The 13770-nt window shown below is 35.5% G+C and carries 13 protein-coding genes; 6 read left to right on the plus strand and 7 right to left on the minus strand.

All coding sequences use genetic code 11. The features are described 5' to 3' along the window. Positions 1–437 precede the first annotated feature (437 nt). Positions 438–1121 (plus strand): PEP-CTERM sorting domain-containing protein, encoded by a 684-nt coding sequence (locus DBO93_RS12225; protein ID WP_108456599.1) that lies wholly within the window; start codon positions 438–440, stop codon positions 1119–1121. Between the two features lie 665 nt (positions 1122–1786). Here the strand turns inward: DBO93_RS12225 and DBO93_RS12230 are convergent. Both DBO93_RS12230 and DBO93_RS12235 read right to left on the minus strand, forming a co-directional pair. Then, a complete protein-coding gene (locus tag DBO93_RS12230; protein WP_108456600.1) occupies positions 1787–1996 on the minus strand; it encodes a hypothetical protein in 210 nt (69 codons plus the stop codon). A 1049-nt stretch (positions 1997–3045) separates the two neighbouring features. Further along, a complete protein-coding gene (locus tag DBO93_RS12235) occupies positions 3046–3669 on the minus strand; it encodes a tyrosine-type recombinase/integrase (RefSeq protein ID WP_108456601.1) in 624 nt (207 codons plus the stop codon). A 691-nt stretch (positions 3670–4360) separates the two neighbouring features. On the opposite strand from DBO93_RS12235, the gene DBO93_RS12240 reads away from it, so the two are divergent. The 3 genes from DBO93_RS12240 to DBO93_RS12250 all read left to right on the plus strand — a co-directional run bounded on the left by DBO93_RS12240 (position 4361) and on the right by DBO93_RS12250 (position 6642). Further along, a complete protein-coding gene (locus DBO93_RS12240) occupies positions 4361–4846 on the plus strand; it encodes a hypothetical protein (protein WP_108456602.1) in 486 nt (161 codons plus the stop codon). Positions 4847–5230: 384 nt separating this feature from the next. Then, entirely contained in the window at positions 5231–6223 is a 993-nt protein-coding gene (locus tag DBO93_RS12245; RefSeq protein WP_108456603.1) for a hypothetical protein, read from the plus strand. Positions 6224–6255: 32 nt separating this feature from the next. Continuing rightward, complete coding sequence (locus DBO93_RS12250; protein WP_108456604.1) at positions 6256–6642, plus strand: hypothetical protein; 387 nt, start codon at positions 6256–6258, stop codon at positions 6640–6642. Between the two features lie 478 nt (positions 6643–7120). Here DBO93_RS12250 and DBO93_RS12255 read toward each other — a convergent pair whose 3' ends face one another. Then, on the minus strand, positions 7121–7303 hold the full coding sequence (locus DBO93_RS12255) for a hypothetical protein (protein WP_108456605.1): 183 nt from the start codon (positions 7301–7303) through the stop codon (positions 7121–7123). A 212-nt stretch (positions 7304–7515) separates the two neighbouring features. On the opposite strand from DBO93_RS12255, the gene DBO93_RS12260 reads away from it, so the two are divergent. Further along, entirely contained in the window at positions 7516–8310 is a 795-nt protein-coding gene (locus DBO93_RS12260) for an endonuclease (protein ID WP_108456606.1), read from the plus strand. Between the two features lie 396 nt (positions 8311–8706). Here DBO93_RS12260 and DBO93_RS12265 read toward each other — a convergent pair whose 3' ends face one another. The 4 genes from DBO93_RS12265 to DBO93_RS12280 all read right to left on the minus strand — a co-directional run bounded on the left by DBO93_RS12265 (position 8707) and on the right by DBO93_RS12280 (position 12693). Next, the gene (locus DBO93_RS12265) at positions 8707–9327 is read right to left on the minus strand and encodes a hypothetical protein (RefSeq protein WP_162533782.1); all 621 of its coding nucleotides are present in this window, start codon (positions 9325–9327) and stop codon (positions 8707–8709) included. 396 nt (positions 9328–9723) lie between these two features. Then, positions 9724–10095, minus strand: coding sequence for a VOC family protein (locus tag DBO93_RS12270; protein ID WP_108454964.1), 372 nt, complete (start codon positions 10093–10095; stop codon positions 9724–9726). A 598-nt stretch (positions 10096–10693) separates the two neighbouring features. After that, positions 10694–12022, minus strand: coding sequence for a histidine kinase dimerization/phospho-acceptor domain-containing protein (locus DBO93_RS12275; RefSeq protein ID WP_108456608.1), 1329 nt, complete (start codon positions 12020–12022; stop codon positions 10694–10696). Then, entirely contained in the window at positions 12019–12693 is a 675-nt protein-coding gene (locus DBO93_RS12280; protein ID WP_108456609.1) for a response regulator transcription factor, read from the minus strand. Before DBO93_RS12280 ends, DBO93_RS12275 begins: the two co-directional genes overlap by 4 nt. A 171-nt stretch (positions 12694–12864) precedes the next feature. Between DBO93_RS12280 and DBO93_RS12285 the strand changes: the two genes are divergently transcribed. After that, positions 12865–13704, plus strand: a complete 840-nt coding sequence (locus DBO93_RS12285; RefSeq protein WP_108456610.1) for a TlpA disulfide reductase family protein — start codon at positions 12865–12867, stop codon at positions 13702–13704. The last annotated feature ends 66 nt before the right edge of the window (positions 13705–13770 follow it).

Consider the following 13770-nt stretch of genomic DNA (forward strand, 5'->3'; position numbering starts at 1 on the left):
GAAAAACCCTCCAAAACGTTCATTGAAGTTTTAGACTAAAACGGCAAGTAATTCCGACAAACCGGTCATTAGGATAGAAGATTTATAGACTGTAATTGCCACTTTGCGGAAGTTAACATACGATAATTTTTACTAAAAATTATCGTATGTTTTGATCTACAGCGGACATGGCTTTACAACCACATTACCTTAGCCGCTTACTGATAGCGGACGTTCTACATAGATAAAAAAACGTGTGCTTGATGTATATATCCCCGTCAATTTTAAGTTCATTGACTGGCAACAAAGCCACATAGCCGCCATTCTGAAGTTTCAGTAGATAGGCTATTGCCTATTAGCCGTAAATGTAAATAAATGTGGGCGTTTGTTTGCTTTATCAAAAATAACACCTAAATTTATATTCTAAATACATAATTTTTTTGAGCAAAGGAATTCTCATGTCATCTAATACAAGTTCAATAATTAGATTTATTATTCTCGTTTTTTTTTGCAGTTCAGCACAAGCCAGCTTGCTTTACTATGATTTCACTGGCTCAGTTTCACAAATTAATAGCAATTCACCTTCTTCCATTGCACTGGGAACAGCGATTTCTGGATACGTAGCGATTGACTACGATAATATTATCCGGACTAGTAATTCTGCTACATTTGGTGACTTGGTACAATATGGTGGCAGTGAACTTTCTTTTACAATAGGAGGATTCTATACATTTACCGCTAATATCTTTCCTGAAATAATTAGAAATGCTAATAGTTTTACCTACTCAGATCAGCTACTAATTAGTGCTGTAGAAAGCCAAATAAGCGCTCCTGTAATCAATGGACTCACAGCAGAATACTTCGTTTTACAATTTAAATGGGATAGCGGAAGTAGTCCATTAACAGAGAATACACTACCTTCTGACACCAATTTAACAGAAACGCTGAATAATTTTTCTAGTGTGAGTTTAAGATTTATAGATCCTAATACTAATCAAAGAGATGATAGTACATCCATTCGTTTTGATTTTTCAAATATGATGCAAAGAAGCGCTGCGACTGTACCTGAACCTAGCACTATTTCGATTCTTGGTCTCTGTGTGCTATTAATGTTTGTTAGTTCAAAGCGAAGAAAATTTTAACATCTAAAGTTTAAATGTTAATCAGAATCCAGCCTTGAGATTGCCGTATAAACAAATAGCAAATTTTCGTTAATATTGCCCTGAATATGTTTAGGATTTCACAAAAGCTTAATGACAGATTCTATTCTGTGCTGCTCATAGTTTAAAAATGCCACCGTCTATAATGAGCTTGGAACAGTCATAAATATTGTTCTCGTTCTATAACTGTATTTTGATTTTTTGATCATGATATTAGTCTCAAAGCCAATTTTTGGAACGTCTGCTATGCCAATGATTATCAAGTTGGCTGCCTACATGCTTAAGTCAACTAACTGGTGTTTAGTTGACCTCGATAAGCACTAAAAATTTTGAAATATTACTTCCGCTTAGCGCACGGAGGAGTCTTTACTCTTGAATTCATTAATTTCAGCAATCGTATCTTAACTGGCGATAGATGCTGATTTTTCTTTAGGTCAACTGATAGTCAAAAGCGGAAGTAGAGCAATCATCAACACAGTTCAGGTCATCTCACTTTGAAGACATTAGCTAATAAGCGGCAATCAATGTTTAGGATTAGGTTTTTGCATCGTTAACACCAAAATAATGGGCATAAATAATGCTAGCTAAAATGTGTAGCGCAGCGGAACCGAACAAACTGTCCTTCTGGGTAGCCTTGTTATAACGTACTATCCGCGAAAATCTTTACAAACCTTTGCCATGCCAGATGAGAATTTCACACAATGCCCACTATTCTCAGAACGCTCTAAGCAATTTGCCATACATGTTTCGTAACTTTCCTTAGAAACACCATTCTCTTTTTTATCCGCATAGCCTAAAGTTGAATGTACGCAAGCAGACAATGCAAAAACAACAAATAATATAGCTATATATCTCATAATAGTCACCTTAGTTATCTACCCAAATATCACAATATGGTTGTACATTGCGATGATAAACAATGCAGGTATTACCATCTTCAGAAAACGTCCTACAATGCGTTGAACACTTCTTGTTCGACCACTCATTCCCATGTCCATCATTCCCATAAGTATTCCACCAAGTGTATCCGGTACAAGAACTTAAAATGAAAGAGAGTAAGATTAATGCTAAAAGTCTATATTTATTCATAACTTCCTCCTTGATGAGCTATAACGCCCATTTATGGGGGAAAATGTAGCTGGCTAAAGTAAGTGTTCGGAGTAACAGAAAGCCAATTGTATTTTGTCCCGCTTGGAATCATTGTTAGTTGCTGCCAGTCAAAAGCGCTAACCCCGCAACAATTAGTAAAAGTAAATTGAAGGTAATTATCGTTTAACAACACCCACTAGCACTATTGTGCCCAACCTTAAATTTGAGCCTTTAACACTTTTTCTGGCTGAAATTACCAAGCTGACAAAAGGCGAAAACGGTTAAGCAAAAAACACCAATATAGCCATATAAAACATAAGCTTGACAGAAAACAACAGTAACAAATGCCAAATTTGAAATATTACAGGAACTAGTGGGTACAACTAACAGTGTATTATGGATACTTCTCAGTAATATCCGTTCCATAGTTATGATTAATTAAAGCTTATTATTTTAAAATTTCAACAAATTAGAAAGATTAAAGTTGAAGAGATCCGTTGTGCTTAGATATTACTGAGACTTTTCAGTAATATAAAATAATTTATTAAAAAATATATGACTAAATTATTTGGGCTAAAGTCCGCTTAGCGCACAAAGTTAGCATTAATAATTTGATGATGAACGACCGCTATGGTGGCTTAGCTCACAGTCAGTAACAAGATAGATTGAACACTATAAACAGCTTAAACATCTATTAATGCTAACGTCCGGTATCGTATCTTAGTGATCCATTGTTGGGGTGATTCAGAAGGGTCTATAATGACCGCTTTGAGATATTCGTGGAAGGAAGAGTCCATTCTTCCTGATTTTTTATAGTTTAGATATCTATAGCCTCAGATAATTCAAGGGCATCATCGACCTCAATACCAAGATAACGTACAGTACTTTCCAATTTTGTATGACCAAGTAATATTTGGACAGCCCGTAAATTTTTAGTTTTTTTATAGATCAAAGATGCTTTGGTTCTTCTCATCGAATGAGTACCATACGATGTAATGTCGAGACCAATACTTGCAACCCATGTTTTGACAATCCTTGCGTATTGACGGGTTGTTAGGTGGCACCCCTTTCTTATCCGACTACCAAACAAATAATCATTAGAATGAAGCGATTTTAATGCGATCCACTCTTTAAGCGACTCTTGGGTCTTTTTAGTTATTTCAAATCGAACAGGAGTACCTGTTTTTTGTTGAATCAATATTGCTCTAGATTGAATACTTTTCCCATGAGCGATATCCATGACTTTAAGTTTAATAAAATCACACGCTCGTAATTTACAATCTAATGCTAAATTGAACATAGTAAGTTCGCGAAGGTTATTTGCTAAATCAAGTCTTGTCCTTATAGACCATACTTCTTCAAGCTTAAGAGGAAGTTTTTGACCAACTAATTTACCTTTATTCCAGCTAGGTTTTGGGGTGTAAGGAATGATGTTATACATAATAGTGCTCCTTTGGTTAAAGAGACTATAAGTATGGTTCAACGATTTTGGTAATTTGAAACTATCTGGTTGAGATAGAAAGGTTAGCTAAAACCCAAAGCAGACGGATTGACTTGTTATCAATCAGGCCACCTAGTGATCACTAAGATACGAAAACGGACATTAGCCTTAGCTTATCTAACGACAAGTGATCCGACAAAGCGGTCGGAAACAGCGTTCAAAATTTTATTTCAACTGTTGGTATATAAAAAGACGTAAAGATGCCGAAAACATTGCTAACATTTATCGCACTCCAAAGTTGATACTAAGGCCACTTATCCCACTTTTGAAGCCTGCATGGTTTATTGTATCAAAAGTTTGATTTTCAGCATATTTTAAAGCTTATCAAGGGCGAATTAAATAATAATCTAATAACTAAATTTGATTAAATACTTACCTAAACTATAGTTATTACTTGACCGTAAGATAAAAGGGATTTTACTATATTCAAATTATTCTAAAAAGAGGCGACCCTAATACGGTGATATCTATCAAAGGAGTTTCGCTAACATTCAGATAACCATGGATCAATTAACAAATCCTAGGTTAGCTTCATAAATGTATAAGGCACTTGAACAACAAGTCTGCGATAATTTTGTATTAATGTTCATCTGTAATCAACTAGCCCAACATTCCTACTGGAGGAATTATTATGTCTGCTCCACAAAAATCTGGCTCTGGTTTTTGGAATAGCTGGTGGCCTTGGATTATTGCTGGCTTGCTTATTTTTGTGTTTAAAGATGTCCCACTTAATGGTGGTGGAGGATCTTCTAAACGACCAGTAGGGCAAACCACGGAAAAAGAAGTTAGTGTAGGAGAGAAAGAGCATCGTCGTATTACCTTTAATGTAAACGGCAGTAAACAGGTTTCAGTCGATGTTGTATCTTTGAATGGTCAGCCAGTAGATTTTTTCATAGCGCCTTTAAAGGAATACGAAAGAAATATTTACATAGCTAATCTTAAAGGACTAAAAGGAGCTTACTTGGTAAATGAGGAGGTTGTTAAAGCCTCTGAGTCAGTCACAGTGCGCGGTAATGGTACATATGTGTTTGCCGTACGGCATGGGAATTTTTCAAACAACCTGTTTGCTAGGGATTATCCACCAGCAATAGTTCATTACAGATTCACAATACGCTAAACCTCTATATGACCTAGTCATCTAAATTCAGTCACCCTATAGTGGCATAGTTAATTTGGCCACTGATCTATAATGGCAGTTGAATTACTTAAATATAAAGCTAATGTCTGCTTATGGCTAGCTGAAGAAGTCTCCAATAATCACTAACTCAATGTTAACAAAGATACGAAACCGGACGTTAACTTTGGCTTATCTAGTGACAAATTTTCCGACATTGATGTCATTAACACAGCTCTATTTAAAGATAACTTTTTACCGACAGTAGACTTAAGAGCTATGCTGCTCGGGGCGCCACTGAGTCTAAATAAGGCGTTAGGCAAAAAGATGAATGCATTGTTATGATAACTAAACTATCACATAAAAAGTTACTTTAGGACTCAAGGAATGAAATATAAAGCGCATCTGTATCAAAAATGTTTTTTTCGTAATACTTCAATCACAACCCTTATCTTTTTTATATTAACTTTATTTTCAGCGTTATCTCTATCAGAAGAAGTACAAAAAGACAAAAAAAGTGCTTTCGAAAAAGCGAGAGAGCAATATATTAATCAAGTGTCAAAAATAATTGAAGGGGAAAGGCTATATTTTTTTATTGAAACGCCAGAGCCAATAAAAACCGGAAAATCAGGAACTATCCGTTATCAAATTAAGAAAAGGGAAAAAGTAAGTCAATTGAATTGGCAAGTAACATTATCTATTTATAAGAATAATAAATTTATTTCAGATTATTCAATGAAAGAGCAGAGTTCAACAGAAAGTGATACTGAGGGAGATGAAACGATATATAGCAGAAATTTTGTAAAGAGTATCCAGCTAGATGAAAAGGGAAAATATCAAATTGTTATTGAGGCACGATCCTTAAACATGGAAGGAAGGAAAGTTAGCCATATAGGACGTAAAGACATTTACATTATACCTAACCCTGAAATCAAGTTTACGGGTGAGATTATAGAGTCGTTGATTGATTCAGATGACAATGGTTTAGCGAACTCACTTAGGGTTACTCTTCCCTTTAAAGCAAACATTGGAAATAACGAAAAATACAGAGTATGGGTGCGCTTAGGAAATAAACAGTACAACGGCATAGGTGACATCATTACAAACACAAGCTTTGTCATTAATAATAAAAAACATTTATCTCAGGCTAGAGAGTCAAATATAATTGCTTTTGAAAAAACTATTATTGATAGCTCACATACCGCAGTCATTGTTGAATTTAAAGGTAAAGATATTGCAAAGAAACACCAATCAGGAAAGTTGAGGTTAGTTAATGTAGTTATAATGGCTGACGATGAATATTCCTGGGGAGGCTTCAGGAAATTCCGTACATTGGTGAAACTAAATCATATTCTTTTGAAGTATTTGAAAGGCCATTAATCACCGTTCATCAGCATCAGGCTACTATAACTATGATTGATGATAATGACGATGGAATTAAGGAAGGTTTAAATATTAAGTTTGACGTTAGTGTGGTATTTGATGGTTCATATGAAGCATTTATGTCCTTTGGGGAAAGAAGAGACTCATTATTTTTTATTAAAGAAATTTTTGAGTTAACTGCTGGAGACCATGAAATTAATATTTTTGTATCTGCCCAAAGGCTGGTTAATGCAAAAGCTGAAGGAGAGATACCATTAACAACTTTCCATTTCAACACAGCAAAGTCTCTTAACTGGCCAACAGAAACTCGACATAATTTTGGATTAACACCATCTTTTTCATGTAAAGATTTTGAAGATTGTACAATTAGATTACCAAAACCAGTGACTTGTCTTGATGACTGTTCTGACTTTTAATATCAAGTGCATAACAGCTAACTTTCAAGCTAGGTTTCCGATAAGCTTAAAAGGTTTTGTTGGTGGTAAAGTGAACTATTTGCTTTGATAAATACATGTCTAAATTAGGTCGGCTTTAGGCTCAAAACTGTCATTAGTAACTCAAAAGCTAATGACTGCTTATGGCTAAGAGCTGAAGTATTGATTTAGTCACTTGTAACCTCTTCAATGCGCACAAAGTGATCATATTTATCAGTGGAAACCTAATGTTATGTAGTGGTCACTATAAATGTCATAAGATGGCAGAGTTAGATAATAATGACAGGTATTTCTGATGATACTGAGTGGCACAACTGATGTAATTGTCCAATAAAGAATATAATAGAAAGTTATCACTTGTTTTTACACTCCAAACAAGTGATAACTTACGTGCATATGTACACCCTAAAAAGAGCTTCATTGAAGTTTATAGTTTTAAATTGGTTATTCGTCTCAGGCGCTACGACACCTTTTGATAGCAATATTGATGCTGCTCAACATACATGTCTGCAAATTCAATTGAGCCGAAATAATAGTCTATAAGTGTTTGACGCTTTTGTTTTACAAATGGAGGGATATCTTTTTGTTGAATTATGTCTAACCATGTTTTGACAAGAGCCCATGGTGGTGGTGATTGAGTCATACTGTCATCCTTGCAGTTATTGAGTTCAATAATGATATTAGACGATAACTAATTAACGCGCCAATCACAGGGTATGATTTAATGTCCTCCTTACTGTTTTATACTATATTTGTAATCAAGCAGGTGTAGTAAACTTATTGATTTAATTAAGCAATCAATACTAAAAGTCCGTTACAACTAAAGTGATAAAACTTTTATCCAAGGTGATTTAAATGTTTAGAATATATCTGTTAACCCTCTCTGTAATGGCTTTTACAGCCCACGCTGATTACCCAACCAGCTTTTCTAATGCAAAATCAAAAGCTGAAAAGACGGTGTATTTTGATAAGCACACAACATTTTATTGTGATTGTGACTATGTGTTTGATGATATTGAAGATAAAGATGGTGACGGAAATACACATGAAACGATGGTATATCCTGAAAACTGTGGCTATAAGCCGAGAAACCCAATCACTAAAAAAGGTAAAGAAAATTCTAGAGTAAGCCGCATTGAATGGGAGCATATCGTACCTGCACATGTTATAGGTGGACATTTAGATGAGTGGAAAAATAAAAGAAATTACTCTCAATGTGAAAAATCAAATGGTAAATTTATTAGCGGTCGTGATTGTGCGTACAAGCTAAATCCAGCATTTAAGAAAGGCCATGATGATATGAATAACCTCACGCCAGCAGTAGGTGAACTGAATGGTGACCGCTCTAATTTTTCTTTTGCGGTTATTCAAGGTGAAGAAAGGGCTTATGGGCAGTGCGACTTTGAAATAGACTTCGATAAAGATGTTACTGAGCCGCCTGATAGTGTTAAAGGCAATATTGCACGTACATATTTCCATATGATTAAAACTCATGCTGCACAGATACCAGCTGATGAACTTACAATGTACTTGTTTTGGGATAAGTTAGATCCTGTGGATGAATGGGAATGCCTGCGAAATAAACGGATAGAGCAGTCACAAGGTCTTGGTAATTCATTTGTTGAAGAAGCTTGTCAGAATACAAATTAGGAGAGCTAAGAGTTGAGTGGATTTAGGCATCTATGTATTTTATGTGGTTAAAATTTGATTGGACAGAGTATTAATTTACATCTGTTAAACCTAATGATTCCATATGTATTTTTGCACTGATTTTTGACAAAAGTACATTTATCAACCATGATTTTCATACCGATGAACAAGGAATGTTTAATTATGAATCATGATGATTTTGATCGTCTAAATTTTCTTTCTGAAAAAGTTATTACTGAAACAGCCACAAAAAATGAATTAAAGGAGTTCAATGTTCTCCTAAATGAATGGAACCAATCTGTAGAGTTCAATCTGCTTCACAATAAATAGTCACCCCCTTTAGAATAACTTTTACGTATAAGTAAAAAGTTGTCGATGTCTTTATATATATTTGAACTATGAACTTCGATGATATGTGCTTCTATACCAGTTGATTAAATTGTGGCAATCACTAGTGCGTGTTTTCAACAAATACTTAGCAAGAAGAAATGCGACAGGAACAAAGGAAAACATACATAGAATCACTGTATTCATTGTAATGTTAGATACTTGCATCATTGGGTACATAGCTTCGAATAAAACAATGAGCGCTGCTATTAATGCTAATAGGCTTATAATGAAAACAAATACTATACGCTCGAAGATCAAGGAATTTAAGGCTTTATCAATCTGTATTTTTAGAAGCTTACTAATCCATGGCTCTAGCTTGAGATCTTCCAATTTATGCTCTATTGACGAGTGGGATATTTCTTTATATACAACTGATAATTTAAACCAAGCGATTGCCCCTAAATTATAGCCAAAGGCCAAGCCTAAGAATGATACGTAATTTGAAATGGACACTAATTTTTGCTCGCCAATTAACCAGGGTAAATATGCTTCTGGTTCGTTAATTATCGATTTGTATGGTTCGGCGACTTCTTGATTTTGGTAAATGACCCATGAATTTGTATCTACAAATAAAAATACAAGCATCTGTATGATCATATACAACTCTACAGTAAAAGCTGCCGTCATTATTAATTGCATTGAAGAGTTAATTTTTATCATAGCGATGGTCAAATTCTATTAGCTTAGTTGAATGTATAGAGTTATCAAGTTTAGGTTTACTCTAAGCCATAATCGTTGGAGTTTAACAATTATTAGCAATAGCAATGCTAAAATAAGTAGGAGCAGCGCGACAATTAAGCATATACATAACAGCACTTTGTACATAGCTATCGTTATAATCTGCATAACTAACGTCAGCAGATCCGACAAAGAAGTCATAAACATTGATTAATGACTTCTTTGACCTAAAGCGGATATTGCTAGGCGGTTAAAAAATATTGGTTGGAGAACGACTAGCCATAAAGGGGATTAATGATAAAGTAAGATCAAGCACAACGATAGGTTATGATTTAACAGGAAGTATTAACCGAAGTGATTAAAAACAACTTTATTACCATCTAAATCACGGAAATATGCACCATAAAAGACATCAGGAATACGTTGTCCTGGTTCACCATCGCAGGTTGCGCCCAAGGTTATTGCCTTATGATACATCTCGTCACACTTCTCTTTCGAACCTGGAGCAATAGCTAGCATATTGCCGTTACCACAGTTTTGCACATCTTCGTTATATGGAATGCAAATGGCGAGCATGGGTTCTTTCATACTTTTACCAATAAATATAATGCGTTCCATTTTTATCAGCGTTTTCGCGCCAATTGGTGCTAATAGTTCATTATAAAAGGCTTCTGATTTTTCTAAATCGGTTACACCGATGGTTGCATAGCTGAGCATATTTATTCCTTTTTTATTATGATAAATGTCGTTTATGTTAGATAACGATTTAACTAAAACAGGTTAAGTAAATCATGCCAATAAACGTCTGTAAATAGCATCGTGAATTGATGGCTTCTAAATCTTCAGTATCTGCCACATTGCTGACCTAAATTAGACCTCAAAATCAGGGCCGTTTAGGCTACAAAGATACGATAGCGGAAGCTAGCCTTGGTATATCTAGCGACAAGTGTTCCGACTAAGCAGACATTAAAATTCACGGCTAAATGTGACCTAAAACAGTTGGTATTTAGAAGTTATTATGAGTGTTTTGGGAAGTTAAAAAAATATCTGTAGGAATGGTCACACAAGTTTATTACCCACCTTACATTCCTATTGTTCAACGTTAATTTCGAGCCTAGTCGCCGTGATTTTACATAATTTTCTCTGTCCTAATAGAAAAGTACATAATCATTACTTTGAAAGTTAAGCTAATTCCGAACATGAGATTCAACTTTAATTAATAAATTTACGGGCATTTTGTTAGTAAATTAACAGGGAATTAATCACCCGTTTTACACATAGCTCGATAACCGATAGATCTAACATTGCTGCGTTTTTATACAATGGAAAACTCGTTGGCTGTCAAAGGTATTGAGAACTGAGCTACAAAAGTATTGCCATTATTTGTCAGTGTAATTGAGCCTTTATAGTTTATCGCTATGGTTTCTACAATAGACAAACCAAGGCCGGCCCCCCCTGCTGTACCGCTACGCCAAAAACGCGTGGTCATTTTGGAAATGTCTGTGGCGCTAACATTTGCCGTATTGCTTACATTAATATTTAAAAGGCTTTCTGTAGCGTTAATAGCCATTAAAATAGGTGTTTCTGGAGGACTGTATTTTAAAGCATTATCGATTAGGTTACGGCAAACAATAGCGATCATAGCCGATGGAATAACAGATATGAGTTCTTTTCCTTGCAGTGAATAAGCTATACGTTCACTGCCTTGCGTTGTTTCATTTATCATGTTTTTAATGAGTAATTCAACAGACCAACTTTCGTCAGTATTAACTTGAGTGCTTGCTTCAATATTTGCCAGTAAAAGTAAATTGTCTAATATAGAATTTAAACGCTTTGTGCTTTTACTTACCTGCAATAAAGCTCGTTGTTGCTTGTCTCCGGTTGTTAGTTCAGCAAGTTGGGCTTGAGCCAATATGCCGGCTAACGGTGTTCTCAGCTCATGTGCAGCATTGCTGGTAAATTGTTTCTCTCTTGATATAACTTCAGCTAATCGTGCCATTAGTGCATTTTGGCTGTTGATCAGTGGTTGCAGCTCTTTTAATGGTTGCTGTATTTGAATGGGAGCAAGGTCTTCACTACCGCGTTTTTCGAGTGCAGAAGTTAGTAGCATTATCGGTTTTATACCCGTACCAATAGCAAACCATAATAAACCTAGCGTAATCAAAATCGCTAATGCAGGCGGAATAAGAATACTTTTAAGCAGATCATAATATAAAGAATCACGCTCAGAAACTTTATCTGCAATGGTTATTTTATGTTGGCTGGTGATTAAAGTGAACGTACGCCACGCTGTACTTTCAGCTTGGATATAATGGAACCCAGACTCAACTGTTGTGCTATTGGGAAAAGTACTGCTATTGCTTGTTGCTATAATACTGCCGTGCAAAGAGCTTATTTGACAGGTTAATCCCTTCGCCGTGCCCACTTCATTGGCTTCCATTATTGCTGGTAAAGAGGCTGACATAGCACTTTGTGGCACATGCGCTAATATATTACTTAGCATTATAGCGGTAGATTCTAGACGTTTATCAAAGCTGACGTCTAATTTATGACTAAGACCTGTCACCATCCAAACACTGGCTAATAGCCAAAAACCAATAAATACGGCTGCCACTAATATTGTTAGGCGAAGGCGCAAGCTCATTGTTCAGTTACTTCAATTGAGCCTAGTCGAAATCCAAAACCCCGAATAGTTTCGATGCCTTTAGTTCCTATTTTTTTACGTAAATTAAATATATGTACATTCAGGGCGTTACTGGCTACGTCGTCACATGTGCCGTATAAAACATCTTTTAATTGGCTTTCAGATAAAATACGTTGTGGATTGTTAAGAAATATTTTTAAAAGTAAATCTTCGTTCCGAGATAAGGGAATATGTTTGTCATTAATTAATAATTTGTGTTGTTCTAAATGATAAGTCAGCAAGCCATGTGAAATGGTGTTTGTTAGCCTGTCAGTTGTGCGTCGCTTTATACTGTACAAACGCGCTAATAACTCTCTTAAGTCAAATGGCTTAACCAAATAATCATCAGCGCCATTCTTTAATCCTGTTAGTTTGTCGTCAATTGAATTACTCGCTGTGAGTATTAGTACCGGCAACGAGTGTTGATTTTTTCGCAGCCATGTCAGCCACGTTATACCATTTCCATCCGGTAAATTTAGATCAAGAATACAGAGATCGAAGTTGCTTTTATTCAAGATGTTTTTTGCATGACTTATTGAAGCAACATGCTCCACAGCCAGACCTTCACCCGATAAAAAAATGCTAATGGCATCAGCAATAACGGCATCATCTTCAACTAATAAAATATACATTTTTGCTCAATTACAATTCTTATGCCGCTAAGACTAACGTGAAAAAGCGCAGGAGAACAAGCGATAAATTAAGTTTTTAGCCGGGTTTAGCGAATGAAGTTTTTCTTAATGTTGGCTTAATATTAGCGATTTATCATTGGTAAGTTAATGGAAAAAAGATGTGGTAAATAAATGCTAAGTATAGCTGTAGGGCCGATAGTTATCTCAATTTCACAATTAATTACTCTGGTAGGATTATTTATGTTTTGGGGAATAACTTATCTTCAAACACGTAATAATGCACAACAGAAACAGTTTATAGACTATATATTCACAGCCATTATTGTCGGTTTTTTAACTGCACGATTGACCTTTATAATCGTTATGTGGCAAAGCTATCAAGAGAATTGGTGGCAATTACTAAATATAAGTGACGGTGGCTTTATACCTAGCACAGGTTGGGGAGCTGGTGCTTTGGTACTGATATTTTATGCTAGACGTAATAAATTGTTCATTAAAGCTTATTTTACATCGGCATTAATTACTTTTTTCTGTTTAATTATCCCTGCTTTTTTTGCTGTTATTTATCAAGCAGCAGTCGAACTGCCCAGCTCACCTTTACGCAATATTGAAGGCCATGAAGTCGATTTAAGACGTTATAAGGGCACGCCTGTTGTTATAAATTTCTGGGCGTCTTGGTGCCCACCTTGTCGTAGAGAAATGCCGGTATTAGAAGCCGCTCAAAAACATAACCCTGAGCTTGTTTTTGTCTTTGTGAATCAAGGTGAAAGTCTGCTTAGTGTTAAAAGTTTTATTGATTCAACAGCGTTGGATTTAAAAAATGTTTTCATCGATCCTACTAGCAACGTTAGCCGAGAAACTGGCGCCGCAGGGCTACCAACCACATTATTTTATAATGAAAAAGGGCAGTTAGTTACTAGCCATATGGGCGAATTATCTCAAGCTAGCTTGCGTTATTACCTTAATCAAATTAATTCCGTCGTACCTTTAAATAAAAGGATAAACCTATGAAGATTTCAATTTATTTTACATTTCTGCTGCCGTTAAATCTTATTGCTGCAGAAACCGTTAACTACC

Source organism: Colwellia sp. Arc7-D (assembly GCF_003061515.1).
Lineage (GTDB): Bacteria > Pseudomonadota > Gammaproteobacteria > Enterobacterales > Alteromonadaceae > Cognaticolwellia.